The sequence below is a fragment of the Mesorhizobium sp. RCAM 05104 genome (assembly GCF_059683645.1).
The window spans coordinates 2,342,681-2,362,733 of record NZ_CM185033.1; the positions used below are offsets into that span (position 1 = coordinate 2,342,681).

A 20,053-nucleotide genomic window follows, 5' to 3' on the forward strand; every position below is an offset into this window, starting at 1 on the left:
CCATGATTTTCGCGCCAAAACGCACAGCCTGTCGGCGCACCAAAACGAATGATAACTTGCCTTATCGGACGTATCCGAAATCCACTTAGCCGAGCGCCGCCAGCCCGTGCTTCTTGACCACAGACAGCAGTTTCAACGCCATCCCGCTCGGCCGCTTGGCGCCAGTCTCCCACTTTTGCACCGTCGATTCCGACGTGTTGAGATAACGCGCGAACACCGGTTGGCTGACATGGTTCTTCTCGCGCAGCGCCTTGATCTCGTCGGGCCCGATCGCCGCCGGCGCCGTCAGGCAGCTCGCGTCGAAGCTGCGCATCGTCGTCTTGTCGATTGCCCCGACCTTGTAGAGCGCGCGCGCCGAGCTATGGATCGCCTCAAAGGCGTCGGACTTGTAAGTTCTAGTCTTGCTCATGGCATATCTCCACGAAGTCTCCATCTCCAAGCAATTCGGCGATCTGCCGATCCGTCAAACCTGCATAGGCCTTGGCCAACTTGCGGAACTGCGCCAGTTCATGGTCATCGATGTTGGCCCTGTCCTGCTTGGCGAACAGATATTCATAGACCCAGAACTGGTCGAAACCAGCCAGGATGATCGAGCGGTGCCGGTTGTCGTTCAGGCGCTTCTTGAACACGCCGCCGCCCAGATCATCCGCCTGTCCCACCGCCACCTGTTCGATCGCCTTGCACAGGGCAGCGTCGCTGATCCGCGCCTTGCGCGCCACCTTGGCGAACCAGGCCGTCTTGAACGTCCGTCGTCTCATGGGTTTAGATAGCACCAGGTGCTATGGTTTTCAATAGCGATCGTCGCCCTCGACCGAGTCCGCTTAAGGGCGCGAGAATCCCGTGCCCGGCCTGGAAATCCGTGCGGTCGCCAGGTGGACAGCCTCGTTGTTTGGCGGCAAGCTGGCGCCACCACGCGTGATTCACATTGTGGCCTGCATCATCGGTCTCACATTCTTCAATCGCCCAACCGCGCCGTCGAACGCAACTGCGGCAATCGTCAACCCGGAAATGCCGTTTGTGACAAAGAGCGCATCCCAAGTCTCAGCCGATCCCTTTCGCAAAGCAAAATTTCGCGAGATCGCCCGCGGCATCGTCGCCAAGGACCGCTACAATCGAAAATATGGCCTGGCTGTCGATACCGCGGGCGCCATCGCCGGCGCCCTGGAACGGGCCTACCGACAAGGCGCTGCCGGCTCCCGGCCGGATCGGCAGCCGCAAAGCCGGAATTCAGAAACTGGTCCGCTCGATTGGGCGCTCATTCCGCCGCGGCCGCGCAACGCCTTCTGGAGCGTTTGCCTGGCAAGCTTTGGCCGCGATGGCACGCGCCAAGACGAGGGCTATCTCGTGCCGACAGTGACGCAACGCGGGACTGCGGGATGGCAGCTCATTGTGTCCGGCAAAAGATATAACGACAGACCGATCGCCGAAAGAACGATGGTCCCACTTGTGCGTCTTGGGTTGATCGAAGCGGCGGCGGTCGGCACAGGACGTCTCATCGTTTCGCAGCATGGCCAGGAAACATGGCGGCTATTCAACAAACGTGGAGGACGGTTCCCCGATGACCTCACCGATTTGTGACGCAACCGGCCACGACGACGGCGACCTGCCCGACATCGTCGATCTCGTGCTTGATATGGGCCGCGTGCCGGCCGAGCCGCAAAAGTCCCCTCCCCTGCCGGTCGGGCTGGAAAACCTCGTCGAAACGGCCAGGGACTACGCCAGACGCGCCAGTTCGGAGAATACACAGACCGCCTACGCCAAGGATTGGCGGCATTTTTCGTCCTGGTGCCGCCGCAGCAGCTTTGAGCCGCTGCCGCCGGAGCCGCAAACGGATCGGGCTTTATATCAGCGCCTGTGCTGCCGGCGACGTCAAGCGCGGCGTGAAACCGCTTTCCGTCGCCACCATCGAGCGGCGCCTGTCCGGATTGGGGTGGAATTTTACCCAGCGCGGTTTTTCTCTCGACCGCGCCGATCGTCACATCGCGACAGTGCTCGCCGGCATCCGCCGCAAGCACGCCAAGCCGCCGCGGCAGAAAGAGGCCGTGCTCGGCGACGACATCAAGGCGATGGTCAACACGCTCGGCCACGATCTCAGGGGCCTGCGCGACCGGGCGATCCTACTGCTCGGGTTCGCCGGCGGGCTGCGGCAAATCGTCGGCCTCGACGTCGTGCGCGACGACAAGAGTGACGGCGCCGGCTGGATCGAGATTTTTGCCGACAAGGGCGTGCTGGTGACGCTGCGCGGCAAGACCGGCTGGCGCCAGGTCGAGGTCGGCCTCGGCGCATCCGCCCAGACCTGCCCGGTCGCCGCGCTCGAGAGCTGGATCCGTTTCGGCCGCATCGCTCGCGGTCCCCTGTTCCGGCGCATCTTCAAGGACAACAAGACCGTCGACGTCGAGCGGCTCTCCGACAAGCATGTCGCCCGCCTGGTGAAGCAGACCGCGCTCGCCGCCGGCGTTCGCTCCGATCTTCCGGAAGGGGAGCGCGCGCTCCTGTTCTCAGGACACTCGCTGCGCGCCGGCCTTGCCTCTTCGGCCGACATCGAGGAGGGTTACGTGCAGAAGCAGCTCGGCCATGCCTCGGCCGAGATGACCCGCAAATATCAGCGCCGACGCGATCGGTTCCGGACCAACCTCACCAAGGCGAGCGGGCTGTAGGTACAAAAAATGCCCCCGCCCCTCCCCTTCTTGCACATCTCATGGCGAACCCGGCGTGGCGCGCCAGCGGTTCAATAACTAGATTACGCGAACGCCTTTCACTCTGACCTGGCATTCTCATGAAGAACATTGGTTTTCTGTCGTTCGGACACTGGACGCCCTCGCCGCAATCGCAGACGCAGTCCGCCTCCGGCGCTCTGCTGCAGTCCATCGAGCTTGCCGTCGCTGCCGAGGAACTGGGCGCGGACGGGGCTTATTTCCGTGTACATCCCTTCGCCCGCCAGCTCGGCTCGCCGTCTCCGCTGCTGGCGGCCATCGGCGCCAAGACCGGGCGGATCGAGATCGGCACGGCCGTCATCGACATGCGCTACGAGAACCCGCTCTACATGGCCGAGAACGCCGGTGCTGCCGACCTGATCGCCGGCGGGCGTTTGCAGTTGGGTATCAGCCGCGGCTCGCCCGAGCAGGTGATCGACGGATGGCGCTACTTCGGCTACGCCCGCAAGAGGGTGAGAGCGATGCCGAAATGGCCCGGCGACACACGGAGGTGCTGCTCGAAGTCTTGCGCGGCAAAGGCTTTGCCCAGCCTAATCCGCGGCCGATGTTTCCCAATCCTCCCGGCCCGCTTCGCGTCGAGCCGCACTCGGAGGGTCTGCGCGACAGGATCTGGTGGGGCGCCGCCACCAACGCCACCGCGGAATGGGCGGCGAAATTAGGCATGAACCTGCAGAGCTCCACACTCAAGTTCGACGAGAGCGGAAAACCCTTTCACATCCAGCAGGCCGAGCAGATCCGCGCCTTTCGTGCAGCTTGGAAGGCGGCCGGTCACGAACGTGAGCCGCGAGTGTCCGTGAGCCGTAGCATATTTGCGCTGGTCGACGATCGCGACCGCGCCTATTTCGGCAGCAATGAGAGCGAGGATCATTTCGGCTACATCGAAGCGGCCACGCGCGCCGTGTTCGGCCGCACCTATGCCGCCGAGCCAGACGTCCTCATCGAGGAACTGAAGAAGGACGACGCCATCATTGAGGCCGACACGCTGCTGCTCACCGTCCCCAACCAGCTCGGCGTCGATTACAATGCGCATGTGATCGAGGCGATCCTGACCCATATCGCCCGGCCTTGGGCTGGCGCTGACGCGTGCGGCCGAAGACGCCCTGCCCTTCGGCGAGCGCTTCACCGCCAGGACAGCTGGTCTTTCGGCAGCCGGCCGCTCGGATCGAACACGTTCACCTTGTGTGGAAGATCCGGACCCCAGTCCCACAGCACCAGGTTGCGATCCTCCATTTCGGCGCCCGGCGCGAAACTCGGAACCAGAATACCGGCAATGCCTTGAGGCCGCAGTTGGCCATAGATGGACCAGGATGCAGGGCGCTCTCCGTCGCTGAGAGCGGTCGCCCAGGCGCAGCCCATGTCCGCGAGCGTGGCAGAAGATTCTCCCCTCCCCTTTTCGCTCGTCAGATCCGCAACGTCGTCGCAATCGACTTCGTAAGAGCACAGCACGCAGGGGGCGATCCGATGCGCGAAACCTTGGTTGGCTTCCTTACTCGTGGCTGCTCGGGCACACCCACCTGTCGACGACGGCGTGCTTCACACAGGTGGCGACAACCACGATCGCCCGGACTGAGAGCCCGCTCGATCGGCTGCGCCTCGAGGTCGTGCCGCCGGCCTGAGATCGCGCCATGAGAGGTGGCTCGGTTTGTCTGAACAGTTTAGGGCGTTTCGCTAAGTGGATTTCCGCCTCGATTATGCTGCCGCCATCATCGGCGTCAGCGTGTTAAAGTAAGCCTGATCCGGCGTCTGCCGGTCAAGGGATGAATGTGGGCGTCGGCTATTGTAGAAGGTCAGGTAACGGCCGATGCCAGCGCGGTCCTCGGACACGGTTTTGTAGGCGTGGAGATAGACCTCCTCGTATTTGATCGAACGCCAGAGCCGCTCGACGAAGACATTGTCCCGCCATGCGCCCTTGCCGTCCATCGAGATGTCGATCTCGGCCTTCTTCAGCACGGCGGTGAAGTCGACGGATGTGAACTGCGACCCCAGGTCGGTGTTGATGATCTCCGGCTTGCCATAGCGGGCAAGCGCTTCCTCGACCGCCTCGATGCAGAAGGCCGCTTCCATGGTGATCGACAGCCGCCACGATAAGACCTTCCGGCTGAACCAGTCCACGACAGCGCAGAGATAGACGAAGCCCCGCGCCATGGGAATGTAGGTCAGGTCCATCGCCCAGACCTGGTTGGGTGTGGTGATCGCCAGCTTGCGCAGGAGATAGGGATAGACCTTGTGACCTGGTGCCGGTTTCGAGGTGTTCGGGCGACGACAAATCGCCTCGATGCCCATCTTCTTCATCAGCGTGGCGACGTGAAGACGTCCGGTTTGCAGCCCTTCTGCCTTCAAAAGCCCTTGCAACATCCGGCTTCCGGCAAACGGGTAGTCGAGATGCAGTTCGTCGATCCGGCGCATCAAAGCCAGATCGCCGTCCGACACAGGCCGCGGAGAATAATAGACGCTGCCACGGCTGAAGCCGAGAAGCTTCGCCTGGCGCACGACCGACAGTTTGTGCTCGCGGTCGATCATTTCTTTCCGCCCAGCAATCCCGCTTTGCCGAGCGCACGGGACAAAAAAACGTTCTCCAACGTCAGTTCGCCGATCTTGGCGTGCAGTGTTTTGACATCGACTGTGGGGACCGCCGGCTCTGCTTTGGCTTCATCGCCGAACACGCCCGTCGCCCCTCAATGAGCTGGTCTTTCCACTGCTTGATCTGATTGGCGTGCACGTCGAACTGCTGGGACAGTTCCACCAGCGTCCTTCGCCTTGAAAGCCGGGCTGTGGTTCCGGCGCGGTCGTCATGCAATCTCCTGTTTCCGGCATCTAAGCCAAACACAGGCAGAAATTCCACTTATCCGCGCTGTTCAAATTTCCCGAGCCAGCTCTATGCGACCGGCGCTGGAGGTGGCGGACATCTTCCGCCGCCATGGCCCCGCTTATCGTCGTATCCATGATGGTCATCTCGGCCGGGGGGAGCGCCGCGTCATGGCGGCCATCGAGCTGTGCCGGACGGCGGTGCTCGGCGGCATGAGCCGCGCGATGGCTGGCTCGCCGATCGTCAAGTCGATCTGTTGCCGGTATCCTGATCTTTACGCGGATGGCGTCGAAGAAGACGAGCGGATAGCACGGGCTCGAGCGGCCGGTTCTGCCATTCGCTGGCCTGCTCCGGCACCGCATCGGTGACCGCCGAAGTCAGGTCCGGTGACACCTCGAGGCCGTAGAGCTCCTCCAGATGCCCCTGAATTTCGCGAGCCGTCAAGCCGCGGGCATACATCGAGATGATCTTCGTCGAAATCCGGAAAGCGACGTTGATACTTGGCGATCAGCTTCGGATCGAAGGTGCCGGCCCGGTCGCGCGGGCCAGTTAGCGTCATCTTCGACGTCCCGGTCAGCACGGTCTTCCTCGAAGACCCGTTGCGACAGTTGCTAGAACCACCTCACGGCGCTCGCCCTCGAGGTATTCGCCAGTTCCGCGTTCAAAATCCGCTCCGACAGCGCCTTCTTCAGATCGTCCGATCGTCCAGCAGGCCGTCCTCGCTGAAAACCTCGACGAGGACGGTCCGTTTGCGAGCTGACCCCATGCACGGTGCCTGTACTTGCCGACGGATGGCGCCCTCGAACTGCTCCGGCTTTAGATGCGCCAAACGTTCCAGGTCACCGCTCTTGTGAAGGTCATTAGACGGAGTAGTACATCTTAAACTCGATGGGTTGCGGGGTCCTCTCGACGCAGGTGACCTCCTCCATCTTCAGCTTGATATAGCTATCGATCAAGTCGTCATCGAAGCTTCCGCCAGCCTTAAGGAACGCGCGGTCCTCGTCAAGACTGGTAAGAGCTTCGCGCAGCGAACCGCAGACAGTCTGGATCTTCTGCTGCTCGCACTGCGGCAATTCGTAGAGATCCTGATCCATCGGTACTCCGGGATCGATCTTGTTCAGGATGCCATCGAGACCGGCCATCAGGACCGCCGCGAAGGCGAGGTAAGGATTGGCGGCTGAATCAGGGAAGCGGACCTCGACTCGCGTGGCCTCCGGCGAGGTCGCCAACGGAATGCGGCAGGAGGCAGAGCGATTACGGACTGAGTAGGCCAGCAGAACCGGAGCCTCGTAGCCAGGGACGAGACGCTTATAGGAGTTCGTCGTCGGGTTGGTGAAGGCGTTGAGTGCCCGGGCGTGCTTGATGATGCCGCCGATGTACCACAGGCATTCCTGGGACAGGCTGGCATACTTGTCGCCGGCGAAGAGAGGCTTGCCGCCCTTCCACAGCGACTGGTTCACGTGCATGCCCGAGCCGCTCTCGCTAAATACCGGCTTAGGCATGAAGGTCGCCGTCTTTCCATAGGACTTCGCGACATTGAGAACACAATATTTAAGGATCTGGATCGCGTCGGCGCTGCGAACTAGGGTGTCGAACTTTATACCGAGTTCGTGCTGGGCGGGAGCCACCTCGTGGTGATGCTTCTCGACTATCACGCCCATGGCCTTCATGGTTGCCAGCATCTCACTGCGCATGTCCTGACCGGAATCCAGCGGCGGAACCGGAAGGTAGCCGGCCTTGGTCTGGATGCAGTGACCGTGGTTGCCGCCTTCACGATGCGTATAGCCGTTGACCGGCAGCTCGGAGGATGTGAGCTTAAAGCTGGTGTCGTAGGGGTCAGACGTAAACTCCACGGAGTCGAACACGAAGAACTCGGACTCGGGGCCGACATAGACCGTATCGGCAATTCCCGTGGACTGCAGGTAGGCCTCGGCCCTCTTCGCGATGCGGCGCGAATCTCGGTTGTATGGCTCGCCCGTCTCCGGCTCGAGAATGTCGCAGTTGATCGTCAGGGTGGACGCCGAGGTGAACGGGTCCATCTGGGCGGTCGTCGGATCGGGCATAAGGGTCATGTCGGACTCGTTGATCGCCTTCCAGCCGGCAATGGACGAGCCGTCAAACATAATGCCGTCAGCAAACGTGTTCTGGTCGGCTGTCGAGGCGTCGACAGTGATATGATGCAACTTGCCGCGCGGGTCGGTGAAACGGAAGTCGAGGTATTGGACGTCGTCATCTTTGATAAACTTAAGCACTGTCTTGGCGGTCTGCATTATGTCTGGCCACTTCTGCCTGTTAAGCGTCTGAATCAAAACGACTGGTGCCTTTGCGAGGCGACGCGCGAGCAGGCGGATGTGGGCGATGAAGACCCAGGCTTCGGCGGACGCGATGGTTCCTTCGAAGTCCTTGGCCAGTCTGCGGCATCTGCCGAGCCAAGCGAATGTTCTCATAGACCGCGCTGCTGCCGTCTGAGCGTGCGACGGCTCGGCCACCGCTCCGCTCTCGAAGGTGAGAGCATCACCATAGAGCGCTATCAGCTGCTCGCGGCAACCAGCGTCGGGGAGCGGAATTTCAATAGCTTCGTCTACGCGGCCCGGGCGCGAAGCGAGCGCTTCCTCAATGTCCTCCGGCCGGTTCGTCGTCAGCAATAAAAAGATAATTGTCCCTGACACAAGACCGTCGTCCATCTCGTTCAACAGACGGTTGAGGAGGCGTTCGGCCTTTTGACCATGAACATCCTCTCGCGACCGGCCCACCAGATCGACGTCCTCCAGCACGACGATGCTCGGCTGCAAGGGGTCGCAGCCGACGATTAGGATCCTTTGCCCGAGGTCGACAAGGACGGCGAGCGCATTTTTGGGACGTCGTCGATTTGCCGATGCCCCCCTTGCCGTAGAACGCGATCTGACGCAGACGTGACATGTAGCTTTCCTTCTTCTGTGCCATTTGCGTCTGCCCGCGACATGAATACCGGTCGGCAGCTCTCGCCGCTTTGCACCTAAGGGTTTCAAGACCCGTGCCAACTTGGCTGATTGGCCGGAGAAGAAGATTTGTGAATGCTTTTCAGCGGCTTAGCCCGAGGCAACAAGAGATCGGCTAAGCGAGCCGTGTGTAACGGACCCGACAAAGACGACAATGTGTCGGATCCTGACTGCGGCGGATCGGAGCGGTGCGGGACCGCTCCGCAGGTGAGCGGCCAGGTGAATTCGGGCACTCATCGTTCCTGGCCTCGCATCGAGCCGACCAGGCATGGCCGAGGGGCGCCCATTGGCGCCTTGCGCTGATTAGAGCGAAGCATCGAAAATCAGCACAAGGCGCACTCGGGCCGCAGAACTTTAGTCGCAGCAGTCACTGTCATCTTCTTCGGCGTTTTTTCTTCTTGACGCCTTGTCGATGAGGCCGACGATGCGCCTGTTGAGACGGCTGGACAATACTCCGGAGTCGCCGAAGACCACCTCCACATCGTCGCGCGAGACAAAATCAGCGCCATCTCGCGCAAGGCTCCTTTGAGCCAGACGACGGACCATCTCTTTGACATAGACCGCGCTGCTGCCGTCTGAGCGTGCGACGGCATCGGCCACCGCTCCGCTCTCGAAGGTGAGAGCATCACCATAGAGCGCTATCAGCTGCTCGCGGCAACCAGCGTCGGGGAGCGGAATTTCAATAGCTTCGTCTACGCGGCCCGGGCGCGAAGCGAGCGCTTCCTCAATGTCCTCCGGCCGGTTCGTCGTAAGGAAGAAAAAGATATCTGTCCCTGACTCAAGACCGTCCATCTCGTTCAACAGACGGTTGAGGAGGCATGCGGCCTTATGACCATGAACATCCTCTCGCGACCGGCCCACCAGATCGACGTCCTCCAGCACGACGATGCTCGGCTGCAAGGTACGGGCCAGCGCGATGTAGTACCTAATCCCAATTGTCTGCTCAGCCGTGACCAGAACGGTAGTGCGGCCAGGCAGGTTGGCACAAACATGACGGATGACGTGCGTCTTGCCTGTCCCAGGAGCTCCGTAAAGCAGAATACCCTTTTGCGTCGATTGGCCGAGACGCTTCAGCCCTTCTCGGTGTCGATCGAAATCGAAGATGTGGGCATCAAGACGCGCCATAGTTGCCTCGGAAAGCACCAGGTCCTTCCGGCATACGGCAGGAAGGCTATGAACCCGCATCGTACCCTGCATCCCAGAGGTTCCTGCATCTTCTTCGAAAGAGAGGACCTTGTTGCGATAATATCTTGAATTCTCGCAGCCCTCCTGGATCTTGCGAAGAAATTCGCGCGAGAAGTCGGATGCCTGCTCGCCGGGCAGACAAGCGATTTCCGCTTGAACGTATGTTATGCCATTGTATGAGGCGGTGAACTGCGACAGAAAAACCGCAACCGGCTCGTCGCCGATCTGGAACAACCACAGGCCGTTGTGCAGAGACGCATAAGGCTCCTCTTCGCCAATGTCGATGTCCTGATATTGCAAGGGTGTTATCGAGACTGCATCTTCCTGGCGAATGATCAGGTCCGACAGCTTCATCGGCTCGTCCGCCCAGCGCTGGTGGACGCCGACCAGCTTGGGAGACAGAGGCGCGATCTGCTCTTCGATCATGGTTTGAAGATCCGGCAGGAGATGTAAATAAAACCGTCGGCTGGAGCTCGTCAGCTCCGTAAAATCATCGGTTTTGAAATGGGCATGGAGTTCCTGCCATGTAAAGGGAAAACCGCTCATGGTGATATACTTTGCGAGCTCATAATTGAGCGACGATTTGCGCGACAATGCATCAGGTGTCCTCACAGCATGCTGTACAACAAGTCCCAGGATGCATGGAAGTAGCCGGCCTTGAGCACGTCCTGGAGTTCGAGATCTTCCACCGAACCTTCTTGTGCTGCGAGGTGCAGGACGTATCCTGCGCCTTCGCGTTCAGGATCAGGCGGGTGGAGTCGGCTTTCGGATCGCAGCCGACGATGAGGATCCTCTGCCCGAGGTCGACAAGGGCGGCGAGCGTATTTTGGGAGGTGGTGGACTTGCCGATGCCGCCCTTGCCGTAAAAGGCGATCTGACGCAGACCTGACATTATAGATTTCCTTCCTTCGTTCCATCCATCGCGGCTGCCCGCGACATAAATGCCGATGGGCAGCTCTTGCCGCCTCGCACCTAAGGGTTTCAAGATTCGTGCCAACTTTTCCGATGCATAGCTAACGGGGATCTTCCTTTTTCTTTTCAGCTAGTTAGCTTGGGCTCTAACAAGTGCTCGCTGCCAATAAATAATTCTCGGAACAAGCCGTGTAGCGGACGCGACAATGCCCGACACAAAGCGTCAGCTTCGAGCCGCTACCAGAAGTTGGGCCTTTAAGTCAGAGTCGATTTTTGGCTGCCTAAGGCTGCGGGCATAGCGACTGGCTTGCGTCGTTCCCGCCGCGGGACATCAGACGTCCGTGCTCGGAGCTGCTTTGCGCATCGCTGGTTCGAGACGGACCGGCGAAGTCGGCATGGAACGGCCTGAGGGGTGCCTTCCGACGCTGACATCCTAGTCCGGTATGGAGAATCCGGCACCGATATTGCAGGCCGGACCATCACAACATGTCGGGCAGCGATGGCCATTCCCTCCGTGCAACGCCGCCGCAACGGCGGCCCTTCTGTCTTTAACGCGGCTTAACGCAGCAACCCCTGTTGCAGCGCACCCAAACTGGCGGGGCTTATTCATGACCGAATTCGCGACTGGCTTCATGAAGGCTGTTCTGCACGGCCCAGAAAAGCCGGATGGGCGGTCTCGACCCGTATGGGGTGCGGTCATTTCGCTTGCCTTGGGCACCTTCGGGCTGGTGGCGGCAGAGTGTCTGCCTGCCAGCGTGCTGACGCCGCTCGCGCATGATCTCGGTGTCTCGCCGGGTGAGGCTGGACAGGCGATGACAGCGACGGCGGTTGCTGCGGCCATCTCGGCGCCAACGATAGCCATCGTCACAAAGCGCCTGGACCGCAGGACCGTCCTGTGGGCGATGATGCTGCTTCAGATCCTGTCCAACCTTCTGATGGCAGTCGAGTCGCTGCCGGTTTGCCTGGCAGCACGCGTCTTGCTCGGCATTGCGCTCGGAGGCTTCTGGTCGATTTCGGCATCACTGGCGATACGGCTCGTTCCAGATCACCTTCTGTCGCGCGCCATGTCAATCATCCTCGGCGGCGTTTCGGTCGCTCTCGTATGCGCGCCTTCAATCGGCGTCTATGTCGGCGCCACCTGGGGATGGCGAGCGCCCTTCATGCTGACCGCGGTCCTCAATGCCGTTACACTGCTGGTGCTACTTTTAACGGTGCCGAGGCTGCCTCCCGTTGAAATGGCTGGATTCCGCAGTCTGCTGGATGTGGCCAAAAATCCGGCCATCAAGGTCGCACTTTTGGTCGTACTGCTGGTCGCTTCTGGGCACTTCGCCAGCTTCAGCTATATCCGGACCTTCCTCGAGACGACTCCCAAGCTCGATACCAATGGGATCTCCATACTGTTCCTCGTTTCTGGCATAAGCGGCTTCTTCGGCAGTTTAGCCGGAGCATTCCTGGCCAAACACAGTCTCAAGGCAGTCGCGGCCCTGCCATCCCTGCTTATGGCGATAGCCGCTATCTCGTTGCTGAAGTTTGGAGCATCGACCTTTGCCTCGGCGATTGCGGTTTCCGTATGGGGCTTTGCCTTCGGTGCGGTGCCGGTGGGGTTGCAGACTTGGATAGTGCTGCGTGCCGTTCCCGAGCAGGCCGAAAGCGCCGGTGTGCTGACGGCCTCAACGTTCCAGGTAGCCATCGCAGCCGGCACGATTTTTGGCGGGCTGCTTGTGAATAATGCCGGCGTCACCAGTGTCTTTGCCTACACCGCGATTGCCACATTGCTTGCGGCCCTCACAGTGTTCTTATTCGGCCCGAAACGCGCAACCTAACCTCCTGATGGGAGAGAAGCTCAGCGCTGGGGTGCAATCGCACCAGCCGCGCGACGCGGTCCTGCCCACGATACTTTTTCGATCCAGGCCTTCGTCTCGCTATCGGATAGGCCGCCCTGGATCGCCGCTACTGCCCTTTCCGCGTTGGCCCGACCAGGCATGGACCAGCGCCGGCGCGCCTCGCCGGCCTTCACCGTCCGAGACTACAGGGAGCGATCAGCGTTCGGCCGGGCGGAGTTGGTCAGGTTGCGCAGCCCGGCCGAGCGCGGATCGCGTTTGCCAGCTGATGGGTGAATACGCGCGGTTCTTGTCTCGAAAATACGCGCGGTTCTTGTCTCGAAAAGCCGGGCCGGCAGTAGGTCGACGGTTGCGCCCGCCATCATCATCGCGCGCAACAGTCGAGAGGGCGGCATTCCCGACAGCACGCCCGCATGATCCGAAAGTTAATTCCGATCCGCGATGCACTGCGCGAGTGCCGTAGGCGCGCGAATTCGACGGCCCTGAGAGCAAAAGCGCACGCAGAGTGTGCATCGCGCCGCCGGAACGAGCTTACAGCGCGTCAGCTCACCGTCAGCTCCTTCGAGTAGCCCTCTTCGAGAGCGATGTAACAAACTCAAAATCATATTGAAAGACTCCCGCCAAAAGAAGGGAACGAATGCCAGGTACGGTCGGAAAAGTGGCTCATCCGAAAGCTCCAACCAAGCTAACGACCCGGTACGGTCAAAGGGCAGCGACGGCTTTGGCAAGCACTTGCGCACTTTGCTTGCCACATATCACGGCCACGTTAGTTACAGCGACACGGCCTACTACCTCACGGGCTCCGCGGAGCTCCTCGCTATCGCGGCTGAGCGTGCCGCCCTCGATGGAGGCGCAGCATGAGCGAACACCTGCTCCTGGCGCCGCTCCTGGAGTCCTATTTCCGCCGGCGCCTGACGAAGCAACGCAATGCGCTCCCGCGACCGTGGCCCAGCTATCGCGACGCCTTGCGCATGCTGATCCTCTTTGCCGCCGACCGGTTGCATAAGAAGCCGGCGGGGTTGGCGCTCGAAGATCTCGATCGAGACCTCGTTCTCGCTTTTCTCGACGAACTCGAGGAGAAGCGCAACAATTGCGTCGCCACGCGCAACGCCCGCTTGGCCGCGATCCGGTCTTTTTTCCACCACGTCGCTGCCGCCGACCCGGCGTCCTTCGGTGTGGCCCAACGCGTGCTGTCGATTCCCATTAAACGGGCACACATCGAGGTAACGCACCATCTCACCAAGGCCGAAGTGGATACCCTCATCGCGGCGCCCGATCCAAAGACGCCTCGTGGTCGGCGCGACCGAGCCTTTCTGCTCTTCCTGGCACGGACCGGCGCCCGCGTCTCGGAAGCCACCGGCGTCAACGCAAATGACCTTCAGTTGGAGCGCTCTCACCCGCAAGTGCTGCTGCGCGGCAAGGGGCGCAGAGACCGCGTCGTGCCCATTCCTAAGGACCTGGCGCGAGCGCTGACGACCTTGTTGGGCGAGCGCGGGATCACCATCACGAGCCGCGACCGATATTCGTCGGCGCCCGCAACGAGCGCCTGACTCGCTTCGGAGCGACCCATATCGTGCGGCGGCCGAGGCCGTGCCTATCAGGCCAGCCTTGGCCGACAAGCCCATATCGCCGCACATCTTCCGGCCCTCCCTCGCCATGAAGCTTCTCCAGTCTGGCGTGGACCTTTTGACGATCCAAGCCTGGCTTGGGCACGCACAGGTCGCCACGACCCACCGCTATGCCGCAGCGGATGTCGAGATGATGCGCAATGGACTCGAGAAGGCCGGCGTCAACGGCGATCACGGCGCGCGTTTCCGACCGAAAGACTCCGTTCTGCAACTGCTGAACTCCATCTGAATATTATGTGGCGGAGGCAAGCTGGGTTTGGCCGGCCCGAAAGCGGTCAGGGCGGCTCCGCCACATAATCTTCTGTCAAATATATAATCGCCCGCCCGACGCATAAGAACGGTTATGTGGCGCGCCACATAACCGTTCAACGGCGCGCTTTACGTGTTCCGCTCGAAAAGAGCGGACAGAATCAAGGCGGTCTGGTGGGACGGGTCCGGGGTATGCCTGTTTGCCAAGACGCTCGAGGAAACGAAGTTCTGCTGGCCACGCATCGGGCCCTCGCGTGTTCAGCTGAACCACGCTCAGCTCTTGGCGCTGGTTGACGGGCTGGACTGGAAGAAGGTCCGGCCGGCGGTGGTGAGGCGGCCGCAATCGGTAGGCTGAAGAGCCTGTGGCAAGTTGAATCAGGCCCTTGAAAGCGTTGGGAAAACGGCTGCGAACATGCTGTGATGCCAGTCATGGCGATGGCTGCCGAAGAGCTTCCGGACGACGTTGATGCGCTGAAGGCGATTGTCGTGGCGCTAGCCGAAAAGGCCGCCCTTCTGGAGGTGATACCAAGTCGACATCGACGCGAATCCAAAGCAGAAGAGGGGCTAAGGTCGATGACAACACCAATTGCCGATACCAATGCCAAGACGATTATGGCCACAGAGGCACGCGATTGGGGCCAGGTTGGTGCGCGGGGGCTCTACGATCCGCGAAACGAACACGATGGCTGCGGGGTCGGCTTCGTCGCGCATCTCAAGGGTGAGAAGTCGCATCAGATCGTGCGCGATGGCCTCTTCATGCTCAAAAACCTGACCCACCGCGGCGCGGTCGGTGCCGATCCGCTGATGGGCGATGGCGCCGGCATTCTCGTTCAGATCCCGGACCTCTTTTTTCGCGAGGAGATGGCGAAGAAGGGCGTTACCTTGCCGAAGGCAGGCGAATATGCCGTCGGCTATCTCTTCATGCCGCGCGACGAGAAGCTTGTCGCCCATTTCCAGGATGTGATCAGCGAAGTCGTGGCCGAGGAAGGCCAGATTCTACTCGGCTACCGTGACGTGCCGGTCGACAATTCGTTGCTCTCCAAAGCGCCGGACATCGCTGCGACCGAGCCGCATCATGTCCAGGTGTTCATCGGTGCCGGCCGCGAGGCAGCCACGAAAGATGAATTCGAACGGCGGCTGTTCACGCTCCGCAAGGTGATCTCCAACCGCATCTATGCGGAAGCCGGCGGCGATCTCGGTTTCTATATCGTGTCACTGTCGACCACCACCATCGTCTACAAGGGCATGTTCCTCGCCTATCAGGTCGGGGCCTATTACAAGGACCTCGCCGACGAACGCTTCCAGTCGGCGGTTGCGCTCGTACACCAGCGCTTCTCGACCAACACCTTCCCGTCCTGGAAGCTCGCGCATCCTTACCGCATGGTCGCCCACAATGGCGAGATCAACACGCTGCGCGGCAACGTCAACTGGATGGCGGCACGACAGGCGTCCGTTTCCTCGCCGCTCTTCGGCGACGACATTTCCAAGCTCTGGCCGATCTCCTATGAAGGCCAGTCGGACACGGCCTGTTTCGACAATGCGCTCGAATTCCTCGTGCGCGGCGGCTATTCGCTTTCGCATGCCGTCATGATGCTCATTCCGGAGGCCTGGGCCGGCAACCAGCTCATGGCGCAGGAGCGCAAGGCCTTCTACGAATATCACGCGGCGCTGATGGAGCCGTGGGATGGGCCGGCGGCGGTCGCCTTCACCGACGGCCGCCAGATCGGCGCCACGCTCGACCGCAACGGCCTTCGCCCGGCGCGCTATATCGTCACCAGCGACGACCGCGTCATCATGGCGTCGGAGGCGGGCGTGTTGCCCGTCGCCGAGGACAAGATCGTCAAGAAATGGCGTTTGCAGCCCGGCAAGATGCTGCTGATCGATATGGAAGAGGGCCGCATCATTTCCGACGAGGAAGTGAAGTCGTCGCTTGCCGGCAAGCATCCCTATCGCCAATGGCTCGACAACACCCAGCTGATCCTCGAAGAGCTGAAGCCGGTCGGGCCCCGGGCACTGCTGCACCGCGACGTCTCCTTGATCGACCGGCAGCAGGCCTTCGGCTACACGCAAGAAGATACGAAGCTCCTGATGTTGCCGATGGCGACGACCGGTCAGGAGGCGATCGGCTCGATGGGCACCGACACGCCGATCTCGGCGATGTCCGACAAGCCGAAGCTGCTGTACACCTATTTCAAGCAGAACTTCGCCCAGGTCACCAACCCGCCGATCGACCCGATCCGCGAGGAACTGATGATGAGCCTCGTCTCCTTCATCGGTCCGCGCCCGAACATCCTCGATCACGAGGGCATGGCACATGCGAAGCGGCTCGAGGTCCGCCAGCCGATCCTTACCAATGGCGACCTCGAGAAGATCCGCTCGATCGGCCACACTGAAGACCGCTTCGACACCAAGACGCTCGATTTTACCTATGACATTACCCGCGGTGCCGAAGGCATGCCGGAGATGCTCGACCGTCTGTGCGAAAGGGCGGAAGCGGCAGTCAAGGGCGGCTACAACATCATCGTGCTTTCGGACCGGCAGATCGGCCCGGACCGCGTCGCGATCCCGGCGCTGCTCGCCACCGCAGCCGTGCACCACCACCTGCTCTGCAAGGGATTGCGCACGTCGGTCGGCCTCGTCGTCGAATCCGGCGAACCGCGCGAGATCCATCATTTCTGCCTGCTCGCCGGTTACGGTGCGGAGGCGATCAATCCCTATCTCGCCTTCGACACGCTCATCGACATGCACAAGCGCGGCGAGTTTCCGAAGGAACTCGACGAGAAGGAAGTCTTCCACAACTACATCAAGGCGGTCGGCCAAGGTATCCTCAAGGTCATGTCCAAAATGGGCATCTCTACCTATCAGTCCTATTGCGGCGCGCAGATCTTCGACGCCGTCGGCCTTTCGTCCGAGCTGGTCGGCAAGTACTTCTTGGGTACGGCGACGACGATCGAAGGCATCGGCCTCGAGGAGTTCGCGGCGGAAACCGTCTCTCGCCACAAGGCCGCCTTCGGCAGCGATCCGGTGCTCGCCAATACGCTCGACGTCGGTGGCGAATACGCCTTCCGCATGCGCGGCGAAAGCCACGCCTGGACGCCGGCCGCCATCGCCTCGCTCCAGCAGGCGGTGCGCGACAATGCCGAGGACCGCTATCGCGAGTTCTCCGCGATGATGAACGAGTCGGCGAGCCGCATGAACACGATCCGCGGGCTCTTCACGATCAAGGACGCCGAGGCAGCCGGCCGCAAGCCGATCGCTGTCGAGGAGGTCGAGCCGGCATCGGAGATCGTCAAGCGCTTCTCGACGGGAGCGATGTCCTTCGGCTCAATCAGCCGCGAGGCGCACACGACGCTGGCAGTCGCGATGAACCGGATCGGCGGCAAGTCGAACACTGGCGAAGGCGGCGAGGAGAGCGATCGCTACCTGCCGCTGCCGGACGGCTCGACGAACCCCGAGCGGTCGGCGATCAAGCAGATCGCCTCGGGCCGCTTCGGCGTCACCACCGAATATCTGGTCAATGCCGACGTGCTGCAGATCAAGGTGGCTCAGGGCGCAAAACCCGGCGAAGGCGGCTATCTGCCGGGCCACAAGGTCGATGCGACCGTCGCCAAGACTCGGCACTCGACTCCGGGCGTAGACCTGATCTCGCCGCCGCCGCACCATGACATCTATTCGATCGAGGATCTGGAGCAGCTGATTTACGATCTGAAGAACGTCAATCCCGAGGCTGACATCTCGGTCAAGCTGGTTTCCGAATTTGGAGTCGGCACGGTTGCGGCCGGCGTTGCCAAGGCGCGCGCCGATCACATCACGATTTCCGGTTTCGACGGTGGCACCGGTGCTGCGCCGCTGACCTCGGTGAAGCATGCGGGTAGCCCCTGGGAGATCGGCCTTGCCGAAACGCAGCAGAGGCTGGTGCGCAATGGTCTGCGCTCTCGCATCGCTCTGCAGGTCGACGGCGGCTTGAAGACCGGCCGCGACGTCGTCATCGGGGCACTGCTCGGCGCCGACGAATTCGGTTTCGCCACCGCGTCGTTGATCGCGGTCGGCTGCGTCATGATGCGCAAGTGTCACCTGAACACCTGTTCTGTCGGCGTCGCTACCCAGGATCCGATGCTCCGGAAGCGTTTTAAGGGGACGCCGGAGCATGTCGTCAACTACTTCTTCTTCGTTGCGGAGGAAGTGCGCGAAATCCTCGCATCGCTTGGAGCCAGAAAGCTTGACGACGTCATCGGGTCCTCGGACCTGCTGGATCGCGACGGAATGATCGAGCACTGGAAGGCGAGGGGCCTCGACTTCTCGAATATCTTCCACAAGGAGGAGGCTCCGAAGGAAGCGACCTATTGGACGGAGCGCCAGAACCATCCGATCGACGACATTCTCGACCGCAGGCTGATCGAGAAGGCGAAGCTCGCGCTGGAGACCAAGGTGCCGGTCGCCTTCGAGGCCGAAATCAAGAACGTCGACCGCTCGGCCGGCGCGATGCTTTCGGGCGCACTTGCCAAGCGCTGGGGCCATAAAGGGCTGAAGGACGATACGATCCACGTGACCATCAAGGGCACGGCGGGCCAGTCCTTCGGCGCGTTTCTCGCCCGCGGCATCACTTTCGACCTAGTCGGTGACGGGAACGACTATGTCGGCAAGGGGCTCTCGGGTGGACGCATCATCGTGCGGCCGCCGGAGAACGCGCGGATCGTGCCGCATCAGTCGATCATCGTCGGCAACACCGTGCTTTACGGTGCGATTTCCGGCGAGTGCTACTTCAACGGCGTCGCCGGCGAACGCTTCGCGGTGCGCAACTCCGGAGCGATCGCGGTCGTCGAAGGCGTCGGCGATCACGGCTGCGAATATATGACCGGAGGCGTCGTCGTCGTTCTCGGCGGCACCGGCCGCAATTTCGCGGCCGGCATGTCGGGCGGTGTCGCTTATGTGCTCGACGAGGAGGGCGATTTCGCCCGGCGCTGCAATATGGCCATGGTCGAGCTGCAGCCGGTGCTGGAGGAGGACGACATGCTGGAGAAGCTGCATCACCACGGCGGCGACCTCATGCACGAAGGCATGGTCGACGTCTCGGGCGACATGACGCGGCATGACGAGGAGCGGCTCTACCGACTCATCTCGAGCCATCTGCACTACGCCGGTTCGGCCCGCGCCAAGGAGATCCTCGATCACTGGGCGGACTACCGGCCGAAGTTCCGCAAGGTGATGCCGGTCGAGTACCGCCGCGCGCTCGAGGATACGGAGCGCATGAAAATGGGCGGTGGAGAAAACGTTCCATGATCACATCCACAAAAAGCGCCGTTACTCCGATCGGACGGGATCTAAGCTCACCTTCACCAATCCTGGCCTCAGTGCAGAGGGCAATCTTAACAGGCAGAAGAGGCCAGACATAATGCAGACCGCCAAGACAGTGCTTAAGTTTATCAAAGATGACGACGTCCAATACCTCGACTTCCGTTTCACCGACCCGCGCGGCAAGTTGCATCATATCACTGTCGACGCCTCGACAGCCGACCAGAACACGTTTGCTGACGGCATTATGTTTGACGGCTCGTCCATTGCCGGCTGGAAGGCGATCAACGAGTCCGACATGACCCTTATGCCCGATCCGACGACCGCCCAGATGGACCCGTTCACCTCGGCGTCCACCCTGACGATCAACTGCGACATTCTCGAGCCGGAGACGGGCGAGCCATACAACCGAGATTTGCGCCGCATCGCGAAGAGGGCCGAGGCCTGA

11 protein-coding genes and 12 pseudogenes are annotated in these 20,053 nt (G+C 61.3%); 12 read left to right on the forward strand and 11 right to left on the reverse strand.

The window, feature by feature from the left end; all coding sequences use genetic code 11:
• Positions 1-85: 85 nt before the first annotated feature.
• Positions 86-409: a helix-turn-helix domain-containing protein gene (locus AC56QP_RS11655; protein ID WP_135909714.1), complete on the reverse strand. Its 324-nt coding sequence runs from the start codon at positions 407-409 to the stop codon at positions 86-88.
• Positions 396-758, reverse strand: a complete 363-nt coding sequence (locus tag AC56QP_RS11660) for a type II toxin-antitoxin system RelE/ParE family toxin (protein ID WP_489859598.1) — start codon at positions 756-758, stop codon at positions 396-398. The genes AC56QP_RS11655 and AC56QP_RS11660 overlap by 14 nt, the downstream gene beginning before the upstream one ends.
• Positions 759-840: 82 nt before the next feature.
• Here AC56QP_RS11660 and AC56QP_RS11665 point away from each other — a divergent pair, with 82 nt between their 5' ends.
• The 3 genes and pseudogenes from AC56QP_RS11665 (at position 841) to AC56QP_RS11675 (ending at position 3,794) form a co-directional block, all read left to right on the forward strand.
• A complete protein-coding gene (locus AC56QP_RS11665) occupies positions 841-1,578 on the forward strand; it encodes a hypothetical protein (RefSeq protein WP_489859597.1) in 738 nt (245 codons plus the stop codon).
• Between the two features lie 55 nt (positions 1,579-1,633).
• Positions 1,634-2,657 (forward strand): annotated as a pseudogene (locus AC56QP_RS11670) (tyrosine-type recombinase/integrase).
• Between the two features lie 119 nt (positions 2,658-2,776).
• Positions 2,777-3,794: pseudogene (locus tag AC56QP_RS11675) on the forward strand (LLM class flavin-dependent oxidoreductase).
• A 39-nt stretch (positions 3,795-3,833) separates the two neighbouring features.
• On the opposite strand, the pseudogene AC56QP_RS11680 reads toward AC56QP_RS11675, so the two are convergent.
• A pseudogene (locus tag AC56QP_RS11680) lies at positions 3,834-4,202 on the reverse strand (RES family NAD+ phosphorylase); the annotation flags it as partial.
• A gap of 8 nt (positions 4,203-4,210) precedes the next feature.
• Between AC56QP_RS11680 and AC56QP_RS11685 the strand changes: the two are divergent.
• Positions 4,211-4,330 (forward strand): annotated as a pseudogene (locus AC56QP_RS11685) (tyrosine-type recombinase/integrase); the annotation flags it as partial.
• Positions 4,331-4,403: 73 nt separating this feature from the next.
• On the opposite strand, the pseudogene AC56QP_RS11690 reads toward AC56QP_RS11685, so the two are convergent.
• Positions 4,404-5,528 (reverse strand): annotated as a pseudogene (locus tag AC56QP_RS11690) (IS3 family transposase).
• A 63-nt stretch (positions 5,529-5,591) separates the two neighbouring features.
• Here AC56QP_RS11690 and AC56QP_RS11695 point away from each other — a divergent pair.
• Positions 5,592-5,732 (forward strand): annotated as a pseudogene (locus tag AC56QP_RS11695) (IS91 family transposase); the annotation flags it as partial.
• Positions 5,733-5,786: 54 nt separating this feature from the next.
• On the opposite strand, the pseudogene AC56QP_RS11700 reads toward AC56QP_RS11695, so the two are convergent.
• The 7 genes and pseudogenes from AC56QP_RS11700 to AC56QP_RS11730 form a co-directional block, all read right to left on the reverse strand.
• Positions 5,787-6,290, reverse strand: a pseudogene (locus tag AC56QP_RS11700) (transposase); the annotation flags it as partial.
• Between the two features lie 90 nt (positions 6,291-6,380).
• Positions 6,381-7,790 (reverse strand): type I glutamate--ammonia ligase, encoded by a 1,410-nt coding sequence (glnA, locus tag AC56QP_RS11705; protein ID WP_489863620.1) that lies wholly within the window; start codon positions 7,788-7,790, stop codon positions 6,381-6,383.
• Between the two features lie 51 nt (positions 7,791-7,841).
• A pseudogene (locus AC56QP_RS11710) lies at positions 7,842-7,964 on the reverse strand (IS5/IS1182 family transposase); the annotation flags it as partial.
• A 174-nt stretch (positions 7,965-8,138) separates the two neighbouring features.
• A pseudogene (locus AC56QP_RS11715) lies at positions 8,139-8,294 on the reverse strand (AAA family ATPase); the annotation flags it as partial.
• A gap of 18 nt (positions 8,295-8,312) precedes the next feature.
• Positions 8,313-8,439 (reverse strand): annotated as a pseudogene (locus AC56QP_RS11720) (AAA family ATPase); the annotation flags it as partial.
• A 413-nt stretch (positions 8,440-8,852) separates the two neighbouring features.
• Positions 8,853-10,277 (reverse strand): ATP-binding protein, encoded by a 1,425-nt coding sequence (locus AC56QP_RS11725; protein WP_489859596.1) that lies wholly within the window; start codon positions 10,275-10,277, stop codon positions 8,853-8,855.
• Between the two features lie 53 nt (positions 10,278-10,330).
• Positions 10,331-10,575 (reverse strand): annotated as a pseudogene (locus tag AC56QP_RS11730) (AAA family ATPase); the annotation flags it as partial.
• 432 nt (positions 10,576-11,007) lie between these two features.
• Here AC56QP_RS11730 and AC56QP_RS11735 point away from each other — a divergent pair.
• The 7 genes and pseudogenes from AC56QP_RS11735 to AC56QP_RS11765 all read left to right on the forward strand — a co-directional run.
• The gene (locus AC56QP_RS11735; RefSeq protein WP_489859595.1) at positions 11,008-11,157 is read left to right on the forward strand and encodes an RNA polymerase factor sigma-54; all 150 of its coding nucleotides are present in this window, start codon (positions 11,008-11,010) and stop codon (positions 11,155-11,157) included.
• Between the two features lie 46 nt (positions 11,158-11,203).
• Positions 11,204-12,418, forward strand: a complete 1,215-nt coding sequence (locus AC56QP_RS11740; RefSeq protein ID WP_489859594.1) for an MFS transporter — start codon at positions 11,204-11,206, stop codon at positions 12,416-12,418.
• A gap of 875 nt (positions 12,419-13,293) precedes the next feature.
• A complete protein-coding gene (locus AC56QP_RS11745; RefSeq protein WP_489859593.1) occupies positions 13,294-13,986 on the forward strand; it encodes a tyrosine-type recombinase/integrase in 693 nt (230 codons plus the stop codon).
• A gap of 58 nt (positions 13,987-14,044) precedes the next feature.
• The gene (locus AC56QP_RS11750) at positions 14,045-14,293 is read left to right on the forward strand and encodes a tyrosine-type recombinase/integrase (RefSeq protein ID WP_489859592.1); all 249 of its coding nucleotides are present in this window, start codon (positions 14,045-14,047) and stop codon (positions 14,291-14,293) included.
• A gap of 153 nt (positions 14,294-14,446) precedes the next feature.
• A complete protein-coding gene (tnpB, locus tag AC56QP_RS11755; RefSeq protein ID WP_497104011.1) occupies positions 14,447-14,668 on the forward strand; it encodes an IS66 family insertion sequence element accessory protein TnpB in 222 nt (73 codons plus the stop codon).
• Positions 14,669-14,925: 257 nt separating this feature from the next.
• Entirely contained in the window at positions 14,926-19,593 is a 4,668-nt protein-coding gene (gene gltB, locus AC56QP_RS11760; protein ID WP_489863619.1) for a glutamate synthase large subunit, read from the forward strand.
• Between the two features lie 112 nt (positions 19,594-19,705).
• A pseudogene (locus tag AC56QP_RS11765) lies at positions 19,706-20,050 on the forward strand (glutamine synthetase beta-grasp domain-containing protein); the annotation flags it as partial.
• Positions 20,051-20,053: the final 3 nt, after the last annotated feature.

Bases quoted from the DNA above. Each gene is read 5' to 3' on its own strand.
- AC56QP_RS11740 (WP_489859594.1), top strand. From the start codon at position 11,204: ATGACCGAATTCGCGACTGGCTTCATGAAGGCTGTTCTGCACGGCCCA.
- AC56QP_RS11745 (WP_489859593.1), top strand. From the start codon at position 13,294: ATGAGCGAACACCTGCTCCTGGCGCCGCTCCTGGAGTCCTATTTCCGC.
- AC56QP_RS11660 (WP_489859598.1), bottom strand. From the start codon at position 758: ATGAGACGACGGACGTTCAAGACGGCCTGGTTCGCCAAGGTGGCGCGC.
- gltB (WP_489863619.1), top strand. From the start codon at position 14,926: ATGGCCACAGAGGCACGCGATTGGGGCCAGGTTGGTGCGCGGGGGCTC.
- glnA (WP_489863620.1), bottom strand. From the start codon at position 7,790: ATGCAGACCGCCAAGACAGTGCTTAAGTTTATCAAAGATGACGACGTC.
- AC56QP_RS11655 (WP_135909714.1), bottom strand. From the start codon at position 409: ATGAGCAAGACTAGAACTTACAAGTCCGACGCCTTTGAGGCGATCCAT.